15 protein-coding genes are annotated in these 18,806 nt (G+C 73.6%); 12 read left to right on the forward strand and 3 right to left on the reverse strand.

Annotation, left to right across the window (positions count from 1 at the left end):
- The first annotated feature begins 64 nt into the window (after positions 1–64).
- Positions 65–775, forward strand: coding sequence for a hypothetical protein (locus ACWC2B_RS03125; RefSeq protein WP_450714691.1), 711 nt, complete (start codon positions 65–67; stop codon positions 773–775).
- Here the strand turns inward: ACWC2B_RS03125 and ACWC2B_RS03130 are convergent.
- Complete coding sequence (locus tag ACWC2B_RS03130; RefSeq protein WP_450714692.1) at positions 765–2,042, reverse strand: helix-turn-helix domain-containing protein; 1,278 nt, start codon at positions 2,040–2,042, stop codon at positions 765–767. The two genes, ACWC2B_RS03125 and ACWC2B_RS03130, sit on opposite strands and share 11 nt — an antisense overlap.
- A 231-nt stretch (positions 2,043–2,273) precedes the next feature.
- Between ACWC2B_RS03130 and ACWC2B_RS03135 the strand changes: the two genes are divergently transcribed.
- The 5 genes from ACWC2B_RS03135 (at position 2,274) to ACWC2B_RS03155 (ending at position 8,925) form a co-directional block, all read left to right on the forward strand.
- Positions 2,274–3,452: an MFS transporter gene (locus ACWC2B_RS03135; protein WP_450714693.1), complete on the forward strand. Its 1,179-nt coding sequence runs from the start codon at positions 2,274–2,276 to the stop codon at positions 3,450–3,452.
- 131 nt (positions 3,453–3,583) lie between these two features.
- A complete protein-coding gene (locus tag ACWC2B_RS03140; protein WP_450714694.1) occupies positions 3,584–4,825 on the forward strand; it encodes an aldehyde dehydrogenase family protein in 1,242 nt (413 codons plus the stop codon).
- A complete protein-coding gene (locus ACWC2B_RS03145; protein WP_450714695.1) occupies positions 4,822–6,531 on the forward strand; it encodes a thiamine pyrophosphate-binding protein in 1,710 nt (569 codons plus the stop codon). The genes ACWC2B_RS03140 and ACWC2B_RS03145 overlap by 4 nt, the downstream gene beginning before the upstream one ends.
- Before the next feature lie 40 nt (positions 6,532–6,571).
- Complete coding sequence (locus tag ACWC2B_RS03150; protein ID WP_450714696.1) at positions 6,572–7,471, forward strand: ACP S-malonyltransferase; 900 nt, start codon at positions 6,572–6,574, stop codon at positions 7,469–7,471.
- Positions 7,468–8,925, forward strand: a complete 1,458-nt coding sequence (locus ACWC2B_RS03155) for an MFS transporter (protein WP_450714697.1) — start codon at positions 7,468–7,470, stop codon at positions 8,923–8,925. The genes ACWC2B_RS03150 and ACWC2B_RS03155 overlap by 4 nt, the downstream gene beginning before the upstream one ends.
- Before the next feature lie 76 nt (positions 8,926–9,001).
- Here the strand turns inward: ACWC2B_RS03155 and ACWC2B_RS03160 are convergent, their stop codons facing one another.
- Both ACWC2B_RS03160 and ACWC2B_RS03165 read right to left on the reverse strand, forming a co-directional pair.
- Positions 9,002–9,241: an acyl carrier protein gene (locus ACWC2B_RS03160; protein WP_114041188.1), complete on the reverse strand. Its 240-nt coding sequence runs from the start codon at positions 9,239–9,241 to the stop codon at positions 9,002–9,004.
- A gap of 61 nt (positions 9,242–9,302) precedes the next feature.
- Positions 9,303–10,250, reverse strand: a complete 948-nt coding sequence (locus ACWC2B_RS03165) for a ribonucleotide-diphosphate reductase subunit beta (protein ID WP_450714698.1) — start codon at positions 10,248–10,250, stop codon at positions 9,303–9,305.
- A gap of 264 nt (positions 10,251–10,514) precedes the next feature.
- On the opposite strand from ACWC2B_RS03165, the gene fabF reads away from it, so the two are divergent.
- The 6 genes from fabF (at position 10,515) to ACWC2B_RS03195 (ending at position 18,792) form a co-directional block, all read left to right on the forward strand.
- Complete coding sequence (gene fabF, locus ACWC2B_RS03170; protein WP_450714699.1) at positions 10,515–11,807, forward strand: beta-ketoacyl-ACP synthase II; 1,293 nt, start codon at positions 10,515–10,517, stop codon at positions 11,805–11,807.
- Entirely contained in the window at positions 11,804–12,502 is a 699-nt protein-coding gene (locus ACWC2B_RS03175; protein WP_450714700.1) for a GNAT family N-acetyltransferase, read from the forward strand. Before fabF ends, ACWC2B_RS03175 begins: the two co-directional genes overlap by 4 nt.
- Entirely contained in the window at positions 12,499–15,219 is a 2,721-nt protein-coding gene (gene lanKC, locus ACWC2B_RS03180; protein WP_450714701.1) for a class III lanthionine synthetase LanKC, read from the forward strand. Before ACWC2B_RS03175 ends, lanKC begins: the two co-directional genes overlap by 4 nt.
- Before the next feature lie 319 nt (positions 15,220–15,538).
- Positions 15,539–16,309 carry an enoyl-ACP reductase FabI gene (fabI, locus tag ACWC2B_RS03185; protein WP_450714702.1) on the forward strand — a complete coding sequence of 257 codons (771 nt, stop codon included), beginning with the start codon at positions 15,539–15,541 and terminating at the stop codon, positions 16,307–16,309.
- A gap of 1 nt (position 16,310) precedes the next feature.
- On the forward strand, positions 16,311–17,351 hold the full coding sequence (speB, locus tag ACWC2B_RS03190) for an agmatinase (RefSeq protein ID WP_450714703.1): 1,041 nt from the start codon (positions 16,311–16,313) through the stop codon (positions 17,349–17,351).
- Positions 17,344–18,792 (forward strand): class I adenylate-forming enzyme family protein, encoded by a 1,449-nt coding sequence (locus tag ACWC2B_RS03195; RefSeq protein ID WP_450714704.1) that lies wholly within the window; start codon positions 17,344–17,346, stop codon positions 18,790–18,792. The genes speB and ACWC2B_RS03195 overlap by 8 nt, the downstream gene beginning before the upstream one ends.
- Positions 18,793–18,806: the final 14 nt, after the last annotated feature.

Below are 18,806 nucleotides of genomic sequence, written 5' to 3' on the forward strand. Positions count from 1 at the left end.
CCGTGTTCTCACAAAGAACAACGGAGGAAAGCGGCCCTTGACCAGGGCCGCAGAGGGGGAAGTCTTGCAGACCGCAGTTGAGGGGCCGGCACCCTGGGAGCCCGGAACAGTCCGCTCTGCCGAGGACGGCGAGTTGCACGTGTTCTCCTTCGACACCGAGGAGGACGGGCCGCATTCCGAGCCGGGCGGCAGACCGTTCCGTGACCGGAACGAGAGACGGCTGCGCGGCCTGCTGGCCGACCTGCTGGGTCGCCGGGAGCACGAGGTCCCGCTGAGCCGGGACGGGTACGGACGACTGCGCGTCGACGGCCTGCCGATCGGGCTGACCATCTGTGACGACGGCGGACGGCTCGGGGTCGCCCTGGCCTCCGGCACGCAGGTGGCGCTCAGCGCGCACCCGGTGCCGCGGGCGTTCGCGGCACCGGCGTACCTGCCGTTCACCGAACACGAACGGCGCACGGCGGACCTCGCGCCGGACCACCAACGTCCCCGGTTCCTGGCCCGGTTGTGGGCCCGCAAGGAAGCGGCCCTCCGGCTGGCGGGCCCCGGCAGGCTGTCCCTGGCGGACCAGGTGGACGCGCTGCCCGGCGGCTGGGGTGGCAAGGTGCTCGTACCCGAGCCGCTGCCCGGCGGCGGACAGCGGCTCCGGGGTGCCTACGTCGTCGACCTGCCGGAGACGCAGGGTGGCTGGGTGGCCGCGGCCGCGACGTCCGCACCGCTGCGCGCCGTGCGCGTGTGGCGGTTGGGAGCGCCGCGGGAGTGCCTCACGGGGTGACGATCGCCGGATGGTCGGCCGAGGTGGCGGGGGCACCGTCGGGGACACTGAGTTCCCGCCACACGGCCGAAGCGGACCGGTAGGCGCCAGCCGCCTCGTAGAGCGCGGCGGCGGTGCGGTACTCGGCCTCGGCGTCGGCCGTGCGCCCGGCCGTGCGCTGGGCGCGGGCCGCGGCCACGGCACCGCCCGCCCGGTCGAGCGGCGGCAGCTCGGCCCGCCCCCGGACGACTTCTCCGGCGTGCTCCAGGGCTCGGTCGACCGCGCCGGCGCGCAGGGCGGCGAGCGTACGGAGCGTCGCGACCCGGACCGCGTCCGCCGGCGTGCCCAGGAGGACGACCGTCTGGCCGAGCCGCTCGGCCAGGTCCCCGGCGGTCTTCTCGTCGCCGACGGACAGATGGAGCAGTGCGGCCGCCCACAGCATCCGCAGCCGTGTCGCCATGTCCGCCGCGGGATCGGCGCGGGACAGGGCGCGGTTCATCACGGCGAGGGCCTGCTCCGGCTCGCCCGCCGCATAGTGGTGTTCGGCCGCCACCCACAGGGCGGTGGCCTGCAACTGGCCCGCGGGCAGGGCGTCGGCGGAGCTCAGCAGCTCCTCGCGGAGCCCGGCCCCGCGCTCCCACTCGCCGCTCGCCAGCCACCCGGAGAGCAGGCTCACCTGGGCCTGGACGCGCTCCGGTACGGCCGTCCCGTCGTCCGGTACGGAACGCAGGGCCTCCTCCGAGAGCAGGACGCTCTCGGAGAGCCGGCCCGCGTGCCGCAGCACGTCGGCGGTCTCCACGGCGACCCGGGCGCGCAGCAGCGGGGAGGAATCGGTGAGCGGGTCGGAGAGGAGCTGTCGCAGCGTCTCCTCGCGGGCGTCGGCCTCGCCCAGGCGACCCAGCGTGACGGCCAGCTCCCAGCGGGCCTCCCACCGGATCTCGTCCATCCGGGCGGCCGCGGCCGCCCGGGCGACGTCGAGGAGCTCGTCCCGGGCGAAGGCGAGGTCACCGGTGCTCTGGCGGGACCGGGCGGAAATCAGCCGGCCCACCAGCTCCACACGGTGCAGACGCTGGAGTTCCTGGGGGGCCGGGGAAGACAGCTCGTCGACCGAGACGCCCAGACGTTCCGCGAAGGCCCGCACCACCTTGGGGCTGGGGGTGCGGTTGCCGCTCTCGACGAGGGAGACGTAGCTGGGGGACGTTCCGTTGCCCGCGATGTCCGACTGGGAGAGCCCGCGTGCGACACGGATCTCGCGCACTCGTCTCCCGAACTCCGGTTGCTCGACCATCAAGACCGCTCGCTGAAGTGAAGTGTGCCGGGCCGCCCAACACTGGCCATGACTGCGCAGTCTACCCGCCGATCACGGAGTGTCATGCCCGCATTCGTTGCATGCACGGTCCCTTCCGCCTCCCTGTAACTAGGTTCCGGCGGCATCATCCCCCATGAAGGTCATACTAGAGTCATGTATGAGTCAATAATCGTCATGGGGAAGGGGGGCGGGCGGCGGAGGGGTTGGGGAATGCGGGCGCTGCTCGCCGCCGTGGGTGTCGGGGCACTCGGGGAGGCGATGATGCTGGTCGCCGTGCCCTGGTTCGTCCTGCGGACGACCGGGAGCGTGGCGCGCACCGGACTGATCGTCGCGGTGGTCGCCGTGGGCACGGTGGTCGCCGGTCTCGTGGCGGGTCCCCTGGTCGACCGCTGGGGGTTCAAGGCGATGGCCGTGGCCTCCTACGGGGTGGGGGGCGCGGCGGCCGCGTGCATTCCGCTGCTGCACCACCTCGGGGCCCTCGGATTCCCGGCCCTCACCGCCCTGGTGCTCGCCGCGAGCCTGCTCGACGTGCCGGGGGCCGCGGCCGTCACGGGCCTGGTGTCCGGGCTCGCGGACGAGGCTGGAACCCCCCTGGAGCGGGCCAACGCGCTGCTGGGCGGGGTGCACCAGACCGCGCACCTGCTCGGCGCGCCGCTGGGCGGTGCCGCGGCCGCGTTCCTGGGCGCGGGCAGCGTTCTGCTGGTCGACGCCGCGGCCTGCGGCCTGGCCGCCCTGGTCATCGCCTGCTGCGTGGCCCGACCGGAACCCGCCGGTGCGGACGAGCCGGCCGAGCGTTACCTCGCCGGACTGCGGGCCGGGCTGCGGACGCTGCGCCGCCATCGGCTGCTGCGTACCGTGACCGTCTCGTCGGCCGCCTTCAACGCGCTCGACAGCGGGCTCTCCGGCGTGATCCTCGTGACGTACGCCTACCAGCACCTGGACAGCGCGGCCGCGCTCGGCGTGCTGCTGATGGCGTTCGGCCTCGGGACGGTGGCCGGCACGCTCGGCTTCGCCTCGATCGGCCACCGGTTCGGCGGCCGGGCCGTCTACCTCCGCTCCAGCCTGCTCGCCGGACTGCTGCTCCTGCCGCTCGCCACGCTGCCGCCGCTCCCGGTCGGCGCCGCGCTGCTCGCCGTGCTCGGCGCCGCGGCCGCGCCGGTGGGGCCGGTCCGCACGGCCGCGCTGCAACGGCACGTGCCGCGCGGCCAGTACGGCCGCGTCACGGCCGCGGTCGACACTCTGGCGCAAGTGGCCGTGCCGCTGGGGGCCTCGGCCACCGTGGCGTCGGTGGGCCTGCTGGGCCTGTCGTGGACGCTCCTCGCCGTCGCCGCCGCCTACCTGCTCGTGGTCGCCTGCTGCTGGGCCGCGCCGGGGCTGCGGGAGATGTAGCCCGGGCGCGGAGGGAACCGGCACCTCCGCACGCGTGCGGAGCCGGTCGCCCGCGACCTTGACTCTGCTTGACAAGCGATGACTATATGTTGACTCTACCTCTGTATACGTATCCAGACTGAGGGGGAGAAATGACACCTGTTCTCGACCGGTCAGCGACGTCGGCCGAGGTGGAGGGCATCCCCTTCGCCGACCGTCTGCAGGCGCTGCGAAGGGTCCGGCGACACCTGACCGAGAACCCCGGGCCGGTCCACGAACTGCTCTGCGAGATCTCCACCCACCGCGCGGCGGGCTACGAGATCGAGGCGGCGGTCAAGACGCTGGACGGGGCGCTCGCCGAGGTGGCGAAGTACCGCCCCGCGCGGGTGCCGAAACTCGCCGTCTTCATGCCGTCCAACGTCCTGCTCTACTCCTATGTCCTCTACCTGCTGGTGCCCGCGCTCTACGCGGAGCGGCTGGTGTTCCGGCCGTCCAGCCAGGTCAAGAAGCAGATGATCGAGCTCCACGCACTCCTCGCCGATCAGCACGGCCTGCCCGTCGAGATCTCCACCACCAGCCAGCGCGACTTCCTGCAGGACCGCGTGGAGCCCGCGGACGTCGTCGTGTTCACCGGCGCCTACGCCAACGCCGAGCAGATCCGCGCCCGGCTCCGCCCCGAGCAGCTCTTCCTCTTCCTCGGCTCCGGGGTCAACCCCTTCGTCGTGGCCCCGGGCGCCGACCTCGCCCGGGCCGTGCGCGACGCCGTGGAGATCCGCACGCTCAACTCCGGCCAGGACTGCCTCGGCCCCGATCTGTTCTGCGTTCACGAAGACCTCCTGGACGAGTTCGTCGACACTCTGGTGACCGAGGTCAAAGCCCTGCGCTACGGCCCGTACACCGACCCCGACGCCGACTACGGGCCGATCTTCTACGAGGGCGCCCTTGAGGAGGCCGCGCTCTACCTGGCGCGCAACCGGAGCCGGATCGTGCACGGCGGAGCCGTCGACTTCCGCAGCCGGCACGTCGAGCCCGCCGTCGCCGTGGGCGGGGAGGTCACCCCGCGCTTCCAGCTCCCGGAGTTCTTCGCGCCGGTGTTCAACGTCGTCGGCTACCGCGACGAGGACACCTTGGCCGCGACCCTCACCACCGGCGTGTTCACCGAACGGGCCCTCGGCGCCAGCGTGTACGGGGCGGCCCCGCGCCTGACCGAGGCGCTGCGCCGGCGCGCCACCGTCACCGAGGACGCCACCCTGCTGTCCATCGACGACGGCAACGCTCCCTTCGGGGGCTTCGGCCGCCAGGCCAACTACATCAGCGTGGGCGGGGAGTTGACGGCCGAGCCGGTCCTGATCTCCAAGGCCGTCGCCGAACACCTCCCGAAGGCGGACCGATGAGCACCGTTTCCTTCCCCACCGCCTGGGCGGCCGTCGCCGACTGGCTCGGCCACCTCGGGCTCGCCACCGTGTACGGCCTGCCCGGCGACGACATGGACCTGCTGGGGGCGCTGGAGAACACGACCGTCGACATGGTCCTGTGCCGCGACCAGCGCAACGCCGTCCACATGGCCTGCGGCCACGCGCTGGCCTCCGGCCGGCTCGCCGTCTGCACCATCGGCAAGGGGCCCGCCGTCACCAATGCGCTCACCGGCCTGCTGGAGGCCTCGTCGGCCGCCGCTCCGCTGCTGCTCGTCGCCGGGGGCACGGACCTCGACCGGGTCGGCACCGGCGCGTTCCAGGAACTCGACCAGCTCGCCGCGGTCCGCCCGTTCACCAAGTGGGCGGTCCGCGTGGACCGCCCCGAGCGGCTGCCCGCCGTCCTGGAGAAGGCCGCCGCCGTGGCCGTCAACGGCACCCCCGGCCCGGTCTACGTCGAGATACCTGACGGCACCGCCCAGCAGCCGGTCACCCGCACCGCCCCCTGGCGCCCGGTGGCGCCGCACCGGCTCGCCCCCGACCCGGACGTACTGGCCCGGGCAGCCGAGCTGATCGCCGCCGCCCGACGGCCGCTGCTGCTGGTCGGCGGCGGGGCGCGGCACCGCAACGCGGACCGGGCGCTGGAAGGGTTCGCGGATCTGCTGGGCGCCGGCGTGTTCACCACGGCGTCGGGCCGCGGCACGGTCGACGAGGACCATCCCCTCTTCTGCGGCGTCTCCGGTCTCTACACGGTGGCCCCGGCGACCGCCCTGTGGGAGGAGACGGACCTCGTCGTCGCGTTCGGCAGCCGTCTGGAGGAGACCGCCACGTTCGGCTGGCCCGACCGCGCGGGTCTGCCCGTCGTCCAGGTCGTCGCGGCGGAGGACTCCGTGGTCACGGCCGGGCCCGGCATCCACGTCCTCGGGGACGCCGGGCGGACCGTGAGCGGGCTCGCCGAACTCCTCGCCGGGCACGTCCCCGACGCGGCGTGGGCGGAGCGGGTGACCGCCGTCCGCTCCGGTCTGCGGGACCGGGCGGCCGAGCGGGCGAGCGCCGCCGCGGCGGCCGCGGCCGGCCACGGGGTCGCGGTCTCCCAGGTGCTGGCCGCGCTCGACCGGGCCGTGCCCGCCGACCGCGTCCTCGTCCAGGAGAACGGACTGCAGGACATGTGGTCGTACTTCCACCCCCACTGGACGTGCGGTGCCGACGGGGGTTCGGTGGTGCCCAGCGAGCAGACGCCGCTCGGCTTCGGCGCGGCCGCGGCCGTCGGCGTCAAACTCGCCTCCGGCGACCGCCCGGTGGTGGCGGTGTGCGGCGACGGGGCGTTCAACCTCTTCCGCACCGAACTGCCGACCCTGGCCGACTCCGGTGCGGCTGTTCTCTACGTCGTCCTCGACAACGGCGGCTACGGCTGGCTCCAGACCAACCTGGACCGGGTCAGCGGCCCCGGCTCCCGATTCGCGTTCACCGATGAACGGCCCACCGGGACAAGGGAGTTGGCCCGCGCCCATGGCCTCGGCCATTGGTCCGTGGCCGGCCCCGACGACCTCGACGACGCCGTCGCGCAGGCCTGGGAGAGCTGCGCCAAGGGCGTCTCCGCCGTGATCGAGGTGCGCGTCGCGCTCACCGACCAGCCGCCCGGGATGGACGGGGCGGCGGGCGACTTCCCACACCGCGAGGACGCGTGACGCGCGCGTACCCGATTCGACGACCAGAGAGCCCAGCGCCATGTCCGTAGTGATGTTCTTTCCCGGCCTCGTTCCCAGCGGCTACGACGCCATCCGGGACTTCGTGACCGGCGACCCGCACGCCAGACGGCGGTTCGCGGCCGCCGACGAGGTCCTCGGCTACCGCCTCCAGGACGCCTACCGCGAGGCGTCGATCTACGACTGGGAGGTGTACGAGGCCGGCTACATGGCCCTCACCCTCGCCCTCGCCGACTGGGCCGAGGAGAAGTACGGCGCGGCGCCCTCGCTGTGCGGCGGCCAGAGCTTCGGCTCGTTCATGGCCGCCGTCCGCTCGGGCGCCCTCGCCTACCAGGAGGCGCTGGAACTCGTCCGGCGCAGCGTCGTGGTCGAGACCGACTACTTCGACTCGCTGGAGCGGCCGCTGGGCTGCCACTTCTTCTACCGGCTCGCCCACGAACAGGTGGACGCCCTGCTGGCGGAGGTCCGCGCGCGCGGCGAATGGGCCGAACTGTCCGTCATCCTGGACGAGCGGGTGCACGCCGTGTCCGCGGAACTCACCACGCTCGCCTGGTTCGAGCAGCGCGTCCGCGAGGAGGGCGGCTTCCCCTTCTACACGATGAACCGGGCCGAGCACTGCTCCGCCGTCGGCGGGCTCCGCCGGCGGCTGCACGACGAGGTCTACGGCGGCATCGAGTGGCGGGACGCCACGATCCCCTTCCTCTCGGACGTGGACGGGCGGCTGCTCACCGACGCCGAGGAGATCAAGCAGGACCTGCTGGACGGCTGGACCACACCTGTCCACTGGGAGACGGTGCTGCGGGGCATGCACGCGGGCGGCGTGCGGGAGGTGTGGATTCCGGGCCCGCGCAACATGTTCGCGCGGATCACCGGCAACGCCTTCCCCACGAAGGTCATCACGCCGAAGGGCGCCATCCGTTGAGCGAGGCCACGCCGTCCCGCTCCCCCGCCTTCCGGCGGGTGTTGCGCGCGGCGGCCCTGGCGGGTGCGCCCGCGGAGGTGCTCGACTTCCTGCTGCCCCTGTGGGCGGCCGCCGCCCTCGGGGCCGGCCCCGCCGTGACCGGCGCGCTGATCGCCGTCGAGGCGGTCGTCTCGCTGGTGGTGCGCCCGCTGGCGGGTGCGCTCGCCGACCGCTTCGACCGGCGGCTGACGGCCGCGGCGGGCGCCGCCGGATACGCGCTGTCCTGCGCGGGATACGCCCTCGCCGACGGCCTCGCGAGCCCGTTGCCCGCCGCCTTCGCGGCGGCGGCCGTCGGCGGCGCCGGGGGCGCGCTGTTCTGGGTCGCCGTCCGCACCTGGACCGGTGAGCAGGGCGGGGACCGGCTGAGCGCGTACGGCGCGCTGCTGGCCGCCGAGGGCCGCGGGACGCTCGTCGGGTACGTCGCCGCGTTCGTGCTGCTGGGCAACTCCGGTTACGCGGCGGTGTTCTGGGTCGGCGCGGCGGCCTGTGCCCTGGCCGCCGTGCTGCTCGCCACGGCGCCCGCCTCCCCGGGCTCCGCGCCGACGGCCCGCCCGGCCCACGGCGGACCACCCGCGCGGCGCACCCTGCCCTTCATGACCGTCGCGGCCATCACGGCGGCGGGAGAAGCGGGCCTGTGGCTGATCCTGCTGCTGAGGCTGCAAAGTGACGGCCTGTCACCGACGCAGGTGATGGCGGTGTTCTGCCCTGGCTTCCTCGTGTTCATCCTGGTGCCCGAGCACGCCCACCGCGTAACCGGTCCGCTCGGCCGGGAGCGGACCATGGTGGTGGCCTTCGGGGCCGGGACCCTGTTCGCCGCCGGTCTCGCGATCGTGCCCACGCCCACCGGAATCGCCGTGCTGTGGGCCCTCGCGGCGGCCTGCTTCGCCGCGCAGACGCCCGTGGAGCAGGCGACGGTCTCGGCCGCCGCGGGAGACCGCCCCGGACTCGGCATGGGGCTGTACGAAGGTGCGCGCCTGGTCGGCGTCACGGTCGGCGCGGCGGCTCTGGGCGGTCTCTACCAGGCGGCCGGCTGGGTCGCGGCGTGCGCGGTGGCGGCCGGTGCGTCGCTGGTCGGAGCGGTCCTCGTGCCGTACGCGATCCGGGCCCTCGCGCTGCCGAAGGACGGTCCGGCGGGCGGCCCCCTGGACGGTTCGGCGAACGGCCCGGCGGAGGGCGCGGTAGCGGCGGCCAAGGACGACGGGGGGCCGGAGGGCGGGGGCGTCGCGACCCCGTCCGGCGAGCGCGCCCGCCGGGAGCGGCAGGGCTGGTACGTCCACTCGGCGCTGTTCGCGGTGGGCGAGGCCGCGCTGTGGGCCCTCGGCGCCCCGGGGTGGATCGGGCGGACCTGGATCACGGTGTACATCGTGGACACGCTGTGGTCCTGGTCCTACGCGCTCCGCTCCCGCAAGGAGTGACGGCGCCCGGTCTCCGCGGCCCGGTCCCGGCGTCTCCCGCAACGCCGGGACGCGGGCGCTCAGCGGCTCCGGCGGCTCAGAGCTGCTTCTCGATCCGGGTGACCACGTCGGACACCAGGCGCAGTTCCTTCAGCTCCTCCTCCGGCAGGCTGACGCCGAAGCGCTCCTCGGTGGAGACGATGACCTCCACCATGGCGAGCGAGTCGACGTCGAGGTCCTCGATGAAGGACTTGTCCTCGGTGACGTCGGCGGGCTCCACGTCGGCCACCTCGTTGAGGATCTCGGCGAGGCCGGTGATGATCTCTTCGCGGGTCATGGTTTCTCCAGGTTGTGTCAGGTGGATGCGGTGCGGTGCGGACGGAGTGCCGTCCGGTGTCTCACTGGCCCTCGGCGGGGGCGGCGCTCTCGGTGAGGCCCACGACGTGATCGGCGAACGTCTCGTCGATGCCGATGAGCCGCAGCTGGCGGCGCAGGCTGTCGATGCCCAGGCTGCGCATCGTCGTGCCGGTCTCCGAGTCCTCGACGTCGCCGCCCTCCTCGATGGCCAGCGCGAGCGGCGCGGCCTGCTCGATGACGTCACGGATGGCGTCGGCGTGCCCCTCGCGCACGCCCTGGCGCAGGGCGTGCAGACCGAAGCTGACGTGCCGTGACTCGTCCCGGCACATCGCGGTGAAGCCGGCCTTGACGCCGGGCAGCAGCGGGACCTCGTGCAGCGACTGCACGATGGCGCGCTGTCCGACGAGGGCCAGGACGCCCTCCGAGATGAGGTGGAACAGGGTGACGGTGCGCAGCCAGGTCTCGTAGTCGGCGGGCCGCTCCTGGACCTCGCGGATTATCTCCGTCTCCAGCCGGCTCAGCGCGCGGTGCGGGGGCGTGCACAGGTTCCACGCCTGGACCAGCATCCGCTTGGGGTCCGGGTCCAGACCGAGGACCTCCTCGCCGAGGCGCAGCATGAGCTGGGTGTGGCGGGTCTCGTCGGCGATCTGGGTGCCGAGATAGAGGTGGTCGATCTCCTCCGGGGCACCGGTGAGGATCGGCGCGAGCAGGTCGAGGCCGGTGTACTCGCCGATGATGAAGGTGGCGATGGACTCCTCCAGCGCCTTCCGCGCGGACCGGGGGAGGCGCTTCTCGTAGTCGACGCGGTCCTGTTCCAGGTCGATCGCCTGGGCGGACCACTGCTGCTTCTCCCAGCGTTCGTACAGCGCCTGGGGCTTCATCCGTTGAGCCGTGACCACATCCGCGTGGCGCAGGACGTCATCGACCGGCAGTTCCGGCATCTGCGCCAGGGACGCGTCGTCGAGCAGCAGGGTGCTCCAACGGGTCATGTCATTCCTCCATGACTCGTGAGTGAAGAGTTTGACTATCCATGATGTAGCAGTGAACCCCATTCTGAACTGGGTGGTCAATGAGCGATGAGCGAGCGCCAGCCCTTACGCGGGTGACAGTGGGCGGCTCCATCATGACATTCAGAAAAGCCTGAGTCACGATTCTTGACAACGACCTCGGCTTTGAGTCAAGGTTCCGTTGCCGGTCAGAACCGGCCGCTGCGGGGAGCGGAACCGCCCGGAGCAGAGAGGAGGGGCCGACGGATGCCCAGGCAGACACAGCGCGACGACCGGCGAGTGGTCGTCACCGGACTCGGAGTGATCTCTCCGGTCGGGAACACCACGCACGACTTCTGGACCGCCCTCACCGAAGGGCGTAGCGGCATCAAGCGCATCACGCGCTACGACGCCGACTCCCTGCCCACGCCGCTTGCCGGCGAGGTCACCGGATTCGACCCCCGCGCCTACATGCCCAACCGGACCGCCCGCCGCCTCGACCGCTTCGCCCAGTTCGGCCTCGCGGCCGCCCTGGAGGCGATGGACGGAGCGAAGCTGGAGATCGGCGAGGAGGCCGCCCCGCGCACCGCGGTTCTGGTGGGATCGGGTTACGGTCCCGGCCAGATGACCCTGGCCGGGGTGCGCGCCCTGGACCGCGGCGGCCGCCGGACCATGACCCCCTACCTGGCCGCGGGCGGCTCCGTGGACAGCGCCTCCACCGAGATAGCCGGGCACATCGGCGCCCGGGGCCCGTCCGGGGCGATGGTCGCGGCGTGCGCCACCGGCGCCACCGCGATCGGCGACGCGCTGCGGCTGATCCGGCACGGATACGCCGACGTGGTTGTCGCGGGCGGCTCCGACGACGCCGTCAACCCCCTGGACCTGGCCGCCGCCGCCAACGTCGGCGCGCTCTCCCGCAGCACCGACCCGGCGCGCGCCAGCCGCCCCTTCGACCGGGCCCGCGACGGGTTCGTCATGGGCGCCGGCGCCGGGGTGGTCGTCCTGGAGTCCGCCGAGCACGCCGAGCGGCGCGGGGCCGAGATCCTCGCCGAGGTCGCGGGATACGGCGTCACCACCGACGCCTACCACTCCACCCACCCGCACCCCGAGGGCATCGCCGTGAAGCGGGCGATGGTCGACGCGCTCGCCGACGCGGGCGCACGGCCCGAGGACATCGACTACATCAGCGCCCACGGCACCAGCACCGAACTCAACGACCGCATCGAGAGCGCCGCCATCCGCGATGTGTTCGGCGACCACGCCCCGCGGGTGCCGATCAGCTCGCTGAAGTCGATGACGGGCCACATGATCGGCGCAGCCGGTGCCGTCGAGCTGATCGCCACCGTGCAGGCCGTCCGCACCGGAGTGCTGCCGCCCACCGTCAATTGCGACGACCCGGAGGACTCGGGCCTCGACTATGTGCCGCACCGGGCCCGACGGCACCCCGTCCGCACCGCGTTGAGCAACTCGTTCGGCTTCGGCGGTCACAACGCCGTCCTCGTCGTCCGCGCCTGGGCGCCCGCCACCACGTCCGCAGACCAGCAGGAAGGGCAGCGATGAAGGGCAGACTGGTCAGCCTCGTGCGTCCCACCGACGCCGACTACGAGCTGATGACCGAATGGCTCGGCCCCAACTCACCGGCGGCCGTCCTCACCGCCGACACCAACGAGTTCGCCACCCCGCAGGCCCTGCGTCAGCTCGACGAGAGCGGCAGCATCCGCCAGTTCGCGGTCCGCGACCACGACGGCCGCACCGTCGGCACCGTCAACCACCGCAGGTCCGGCCCTGCGGGCAACTTCATCATCGGCGGCGCCATCGGAGACCCGGAGCTGTGGCGGCGGGGGCTGGGCGCGGAGGCGTTCGACCTCCTCCTGGACCACCTCTTCCACTCCCTGAACGCGCACCGGGTGCAGTTCACCACGGCCCTTTACAACAAGTCCGTGCTGCGGCTCGTCACCCGGGCCGGCTTCGTCCTGGAAGGCGTTCTGCGCGACTTCTTCTTCCTCGACGGCGCGTACCACCACGCCGCGGTGTGGTCGTTGCTGCGCCACGAGTACTACGAGGCGGTCGACATCCTCACCCGCACGTCCCCCTCCTTCGTCGGGCCCGACCGCATCCCCGAGGAGGACAAGGCCGCCGCCCGCGAGCTGATCCGCGCCCATCTGCGGAAGCCGGACACCGAGACCTCCTTCCGGCTGCTGCTCGGCGAAGCCTCCGAGCCGGCGGCCTCCGCACCGAACGGGGACGGGCGATGAACTCCAGGCCGCCCGCCGAGGCGTACTGCCAGGCCGACCCGGTCTTCTACGACACCGGCAGCCGGAACATGGCCGACGACACCGCCTTCACCCAGACCGACGGACCCGTGCCGGACGGCTGGCAGCGCCGGGACCGCGAGATGTGGGTGGTGTACGAGCCGGCCGGGCACACCATGCCCGGGCAGGGCTGGAAGATCCACGTCTCCGGGCTGCCCGACAACTCCCAGCGCGTCATCGACATCACGTACGCCCACTGCGTCCGGCTCGGCGTGCCCTTCAAGTTCCTGCGCGCCCGCTCCGTGGTCGCCGCCCACGGCCTCAAGTACGCGCCCCGCTCCGCCAGCGGCAAGCTCGTGACGATCTACCCCCGGGACGAATCCGAACTGCGCACGGTTCTTGAGGAGTTGGCGCCCGCGCTCGACGGCGAGCCCGGCCCGTACATCCTCACCGACCTGCGCTGGGGCAACGGCCCGCTGTACGTGCGCTACGGCGGATTCGTCACCCGGTACTGTCCGGACGAGAACGGCACCCCGGTCCACGCCGTCGAGCGGCCCGACGGCGTGCTCGTCCCCGACCGCCGCCGCCCGGTGTTCGAGGTGCCCGACTGGGTCGAGCTCCCCGACTTCCTCGCACCACATCTGGCGACCCGTCAGACCGCCGGCCGGGAGGCCGACTTCCCCTACACGGTCGAACGCGCCCTGCACTTCTCCAACGGCGGCGGCGTCTACGAGGCCCGGCACACCGACGGGCGGCGCGTGGTGCTCAAGGAGGCCCGCCCGCACGCCGGCCTCGACGGCCGCGGCGTGGACGCGGTCGCCCGGCTGCACCGCGAACGGCGGGCGATGGAACGGCTCGCCGGCATCCCCGGCGTTCCCGCCCTGCACGGCCACCACCAGGTGTGGGAACACCACTTCCTCGCCGTCGAGCACATGCCTGGCGACACCCTCCAGGCGTGGCTGGCCCGCAACTACCCCCTGATCAAGGCCGATCCGGACGAGGCGGCGCTGGCCGCCTACGCCGACCGGGCGCTGGCGGTGGTCGACCGCGTCGAGCGCCTGATCGACGCCGTGCACGCCCGTGGATTCGTCTTCGGCGACCTGCACCCCGCCAACATCCTGGTGGACGAGGACGACCGCGTCGCCCTCGTCGACTTCGAACTGGCCGTCCCCGCGGCCGAGGCCGAACGGCTCGGCCTCGGGCACCCCGGCTTCATGGCCCCGGGCAAGTCCGGCTTCGCCATCGACCGGCACGCGCTGGCCGCGCTGCGGCTGTGGGTGCTCTTCCCGCTCACCCACCTGTCCGAGCTGGACCCCGGCCGCCCGGTGCGCCAGACCGACGAGGCCGAGCACGCCTTCCGACTCCGGCCCGGCACGCTCGACGCGGTGCGCCGTGAACTGGCGCCCACCGAGGCGGCGTTGGCGAAGGTCCCGGCCGCGCTGCGCGCACCGGCCCGGCCGGACGCCGACTGGGACGCGGTCCGCGACTCCATGGCCCGGGCCGTGCTGCTGAGTGCGACGCCCGAACGCAGTGACCGGCTCTTCCCCGGCGACGTACGGCAGTTCCACACGGACGGCCTCAACTTCGCCTACGGAGCGTCCGGAGTGCTGTGGGCGCTGCACACCAGCGGCGCCGGACGCCACCCGGACCTGGAGCGGTGGCTGCTCGACGCGGCCGCGCGGCCGGGCGACCCCAGGCCCGGCTTCTACGACGGTCGCCACGGAATCGCCCACGTCCTGGAGGAGTTCGGCCACCGCGAGGCGGCGCTGCGCACCCTCGAATCCTGTCGCGGCACCCTCGCCGACACCCGGGACACCAGCCTCTTCCACGGCACCTCCGGCATCGGCCTGAACCTGCTGCACTTCCACCGGCGCACCGGCGACGGGGAGTACCGCGCCGACGCCCTGGAACTCGCTGCCCGCACCGCGGACGCGGTCCGCGCGGGCGTCGCCCCGGGCATCGTGCGCGGCGGCGACCAGGGCACCAGGGCCGGACTCCTACGGGGCTGGAGCGGCCCCGCGCTGTTCTTCCTGCGGCTGTACGAGGACACCGGCGACAGCGCCCACCTCGACCTCGCGGTCGAGGCACTGCACCGCGACCTCGACCTGTGCAAGGCGGCCGGCGACGGTTCGCTCCAGGTCGACGCCGGCTACCGGCTGCTGCCGTACCTGGAGGTGGGTGGTGCGGGCATCGCGCTCGTCGCCGCCCAGGTCCTCGCGCACCGGCCCGACGACCGGCTCGCGGAGCTGCTCCCGGCGCTCGCCCGCGGCGCCGAACCGGAGTTCGTCATCGAACCGCACCTGTTCGCCGGGCGGGCCGGTCTGCTGGCCGCGCTCGCGGTGCTCCGCGACCGGGGCGCCGGCGGTCCCGGTGTCGAACCCGCGGTCGAGCGGCACCTGGCCCGGCTGCGCTGGCACGCCCTGTCCTACCAGGGGCACGTCGCCTTCCCCGGCGAACAGCTGCGCAGGCTCTCCATGGACCTCGCCACCGGCTCCGCGGGCATCCTGCTCGCGCTGTCCGCGGCACTCGACGGCCGTCAGGGCTTCCTGCCCTTCCTGGCCCCCGGACCCGCCCGCCCGGCGGTCCCCGCGCCCCGTCACGGGGCGCCCCAGAGCTCCGGCCGGCCTTCGCCGGACCGGTCGATCCGGCCCGTCCCCGTACCCGCGGGACGGCCCCGAGCACAGGGAGAGGAGGCACTCCATCATGGCGATCGTTCTTGACCTTCAGGGTCTTGAGGTCCCGGCCGCAGAGGCCGAGCTGCTCGGCAGCACCATCAGCAACGGCTGCTGACACCCGCGCGGCACGGTCGGCCCGCGCCCCGAGTGCGGGCCCGCCGTCCCACCGACACCCGGAGAGGAGGCAATCCATCATGGCGATCGTTCTTGACCTTCAGGGTCTTGAGGTCCCGGCCGCAGAGGCCGAGCGTCTGTCCAGCACCGTCAGCAACGGCTGCTGACACCGCCGTGCGGGGGCCGGGCCCACACACCCGTGTGGGCCCGGCCCCGGCCGGTCGCAGCCACCCCCACACCAAGGAGACCGATGAGCGGGCTGCTCGACGGCAGAAGACTGCTGATCACCGGGGTGATCAGTGAGAGCTCCATCGCGTACGCGGTGGCCCGGCTCGCGCAGGAACAAGGCGCCCGGGTCGTACTCACCGCCTACGGCCGTCCTTCGCTGGTGCGGCGCGTCGCCCGGCGCCTGCCGCACGAGGCCCCCGTCGTCGACCTCGACGTCACCGACGAGGAACAGCTCGCCTCGCTCGCCGAGCGGGTCGGCTCACACCTCGACGGCCTCGACGGCGTCCTGCACGCCGTCGCCCACGCACCGGCGAGCTGTCTGGACGGCGGTTTCCTCGACGCGCCCTGGCCCGATGTGGCCGGCACGTTCCACACCTCCGCCTACTCCCTCAAGGCGCTCGCCGTGGCCTGCCGCCCTCTGCTGCGTCCGGGATCGGCTGTCGTCGGCCTCGACTTCGACGCCTCGCGCGCCTGGCCCGGCTACGACTGGATGGGCGTGGCCAAGGCCGGCCTGGAGGCGTGCGCCCGCTATCTGGCGCGTGACCTGGGCCCGGAAGGCGTCCGGGTCAACCTCGTCGCGGCCGGACCGCTGCGCACCCTCGCGGCCCGCGCCATCGGCGGCGACGGAGCCGGCTTCGAAAAGGACTGGGCCGCCCTCGCCCCGCTGGGCTGGGACCCCGCCGACACCGAACCAGCCGCGCGGGCCTGCCTCGCCCTGCTGTCCGACTGGTTTCCCGCCACCACCGGCGAGATCGTCCACGTGGACGGCGGACACCACGTCATGGGGGCCTGAGATGCGGCACCTGGGCTCGATGTTCGGCCCCGACATCACCTTCCTCGGAGTCGAGCGGCTGGACTTGCGCAACCCGCCGGACCACCCCGACGTGGTCATCCTCGGCGCCCCGCTCGACGGCGGCACCACCCACCGTCCCGGCGCGCGGTTCGGCCCGGCCGCCATCCGACAGGCGTGCTACCTGCCCCAGAACGGGATCCGCCGCAGTCTCGCGCTGGGCGTCGACCCGCTGACCGAACTGAGCGTGTACGACGCCGGCGACGTGCCCTGCTACTCGGGTGAACTCGGCCGCAGCGTACGGCAGATCGAGGCCGCCGTACGCAGGGTGGCGGCCCTCGGCGCGATCCCCGTGGTGCTCGGCGGCGACCACACCATCGCACTGCCCGACATGAGCGCGGTGGCCCGCCACCACGGCCGGGGCCGCATCGCCATGCTGCACTTCGACGCGCACGCCGACACCGGCGACATCGAGTCGGGCCCGCTGTACGGCCACGGCAAGCCCATGCGCCAGCTCATCGAGTCCGGCGCGGTGCGGGGCGACCGGTTCTTCCAGATCGGCCTGCGCGGCTACTACCCCGAGCCCGAGACCCTGCGCTGGATGGCGGACCAGGGCATGCGCTCGTACGACATGAGCGAGATCACCGCCCGCGGCCTGGACGACTGCCTCACCGAGGTGTTCCGCTCGGCCATGGAGGACTGCGTCGGCGTGTACCTCTCGGTCGACGTCGACGTCGTCGACCCCGGGCACGCGCCGGGCACCGGCACCCCCGAACCCGGTGGCCTGACGTCCCGTCAACTCCTGGACGCGGTACGGCGGATCGCCTACGAACTGCCGGTCGTCGGCGCCGAGGTCGTCGAGGTCTCGCCGCCGTACGACCACGCCGAGATCACCGCCTACCTCGGCAACCGCATCGTCCTGGAGACGCTCTCGGGCATCGCCCGCCGCCGCCGCGACGCGATCGACGGCCCCTGGGACCCGCGCACGCCCCTGCTGGAACGGCCCGTCCGGCTCGCGGAACGGGCGGGAGGAACACATGACTGAGCGGACGGTCCTCGCCACCGCCCCCCGGCTGACGGCCGGCCCCGGCGACCCCGGCGGCGCGACCTTGAACCAGCGGATCGCCGCGGCCGCGCGGGAATTCCGCCGCCGGGGCGTGCGCGCGGGCGACCGGGTCCTGGTCCGGGGCGACAACTCCGTCGACTACGTCGTGGCGTTGCTGGCCCTGATGCACCTGGACACCTCGCTCGTCCCGGTCGACCACCGGGGCACCGCCGCGGAGGCCCGCGCCACCGCAACCCAGGCGGACGCGCGGTGGCTGCTGTGCGAGGGCGACGGCGCCGACCATCTCCCGGCCGGCCGGGTACTGCGCTTCTCCGGCCTCGGCACCGGGGCCGAGGGGGAATCCGCGGACGAGCCCTGCCTCGACGCCTGGTTCGCGCGCCGCGACGCGCTCGTCCTGTGGTCCTCCGGCACCACCGGGCGGCCCAAGGGCATCGTGAAGTCCGGCCGCGCCGTGCGGGGCAACACCCTGCGCACCATCCGGGCCATGGGCTACCGCGAGGACGACGTCCTCGCCCCGCTGCTGCCCTTCTCCCACCAGTACGGGCTCTCCGTGATCCTCATCTGGTGGCTGACCCGCTGCACCCTGCTCGTCACGCCCTACCAGCGGCTCGACCACGCGGTCGCGCAGGCCGCCGCCGTCGGGGCCACCGCCGTCGACGCCGCGCCCTCCACCTACCACGCCCTGCTCGGCCTGTGCCGGCGGCGGCCCGAACTCCGGGCCGGTCTCGCGGGCGTACGGGTGTGGGGCGTGGGCGGCGCGCCGCTGCCCGACGCGCTCGCGACGTCCTTCGCCGACGAACTGGGCCTGCCCCTGCTCGACGGCTACGGGCTCACCGAACTCGGCAACGTCGCCCTGGCCACCCCCACCGCCCCGGTCGGCTGCGGCCGCCCCCTGCCCGGCATCTCCCTGCGGGTCGTCGGCCCGGACGGCGTCCCGCTCGGCCCCGGCGACGCGGGCGAGATCGAGGTCCGCTCGCCCGACCTGATGGAGGGCCGCCTCGACCCGGACGGCACGCTGCGCCCGGCCGACCGAGACGGTTGGTACGCCACCGCCGACCTCGGGTTCCTCGACGCGGACGGCAACGTTCACGTCCTCGGCCGCAACCGGGCCGTCCACCGCCTCGGCTTCACCCTCTACCCGGAGGGCCTGGCCCGGAAGGCGGAGGCGTGCGGGCGGCCGGTCGAGGTCCTGCCCGTCGACGACGCCCGCCGCGGCTGCGCCCTGCACTTCGTGGTCGCCGACCCGGACGGCCTGCCGTCCCGGCACTGGCGAGTCCTGCTCGCGCCCCACCTGGCGGACTACGAACAGCCCAACGCCGTCCACGTCGTACGGGACTTCCCGCTGCGCACCAACGGCAAGGTCGACACCGGCGCCCTGCGCACCGCCCTCGGCCTCGCCGCGCCCGGGCAGCCCGGTTGATCCAGGCCCTGCGG

It is taken from the genome of Streptomyces sp. NPDC001415 (genome assembly GCF_053597395.1).

Excerpts from the sequence above, each read along its gene's own strand:
- speB (WP_450714703.1), top strand. The coding sequence starts at position 16,311 with ATGCGGCACCTGGGCTCGATGTTCGGCCCCGACATCACCTTCCTCGGA.
- ACWC2B_RS03195 (WP_450714704.1), top strand. The coding sequence starts at position 17,344 with ATGACTGAGCGGACGGTCCTCGCCACCGCCCCCCGGCTGACGGCCGGC.
- ACWC2B_RS03145 (WP_450714695.1), top strand. The coding sequence starts at position 4,822 with ATGAGCACCGTTTCCTTCCCCACCGCCTGGGCGGCCGTCGCCGACTGG.
- ACWC2B_RS03150 (WP_450714696.1), top strand. The coding sequence starts at position 6,572 with ATGTCCGTAGTGATGTTCTTTCCCGGCCTCGTTCCCAGCGGCTACGAC.
- lanKC (WP_450714701.1), top strand. The coding sequence starts at position 12,499 with ATGAACTCCAGGCCGCCCGCCGAGGCGTACTGCCAGGCCGACCCGGTC.
- ACWC2B_RS03175 (WP_450714700.1), top strand. The coding sequence starts at position 11,804 with ATGAAGGGCAGACTGGTCAGCCTCGTGCGTCCCACCGACGCCGACTAC.
- ACWC2B_RS03165 (WP_450714698.1), bottom strand. The coding sequence starts at position 10,250 with ATGACCCGTTGGAGCACCCTGCTGCTCGACGACGCGTCCCTGGCGCAG.
- ACWC2B_RS03130 (WP_450714692.1), bottom strand. The coding sequence starts at position 2,042 with ATGGTCGAGCAACCGGAGTTCGGGAGACGAGTGCGCGAGATCCGTGTC.
- fabF (WP_450714699.1), top strand. The coding sequence starts at position 10,515 with ATGCCCAGGCAGACACAGCGCGACGACCGGCGAGTGGTCGTCACCGGA.
- fabI (WP_450714702.1), top strand. The coding sequence starts at position 15,539 with ATGAGCGGGCTGCTCGACGGCAGAAGACTGCTGATCACCGGGGTGATC.
- ACWC2B_RS03140 (WP_450714694.1), top strand. The coding sequence starts at position 3,584 with ATGACACCTGTTCTCGACCGGTCAGCGACGTCGGCCGAGGTGGAGGGC.
- ACWC2B_RS03135 (WP_450714693.1), top strand. The coding sequence starts at position 2,274 with ATGCGGGCGCTGCTCGCCGCCGTGGGTGTCGGGGCACTCGGGGAGGCG.
- ACWC2B_RS03160 (WP_114041188.1), bottom strand. The coding sequence starts at position 9,241 with ATGACCCGCGAAGAGATCATCACCGGCCTCGCCGAGATCCTCAACGAG.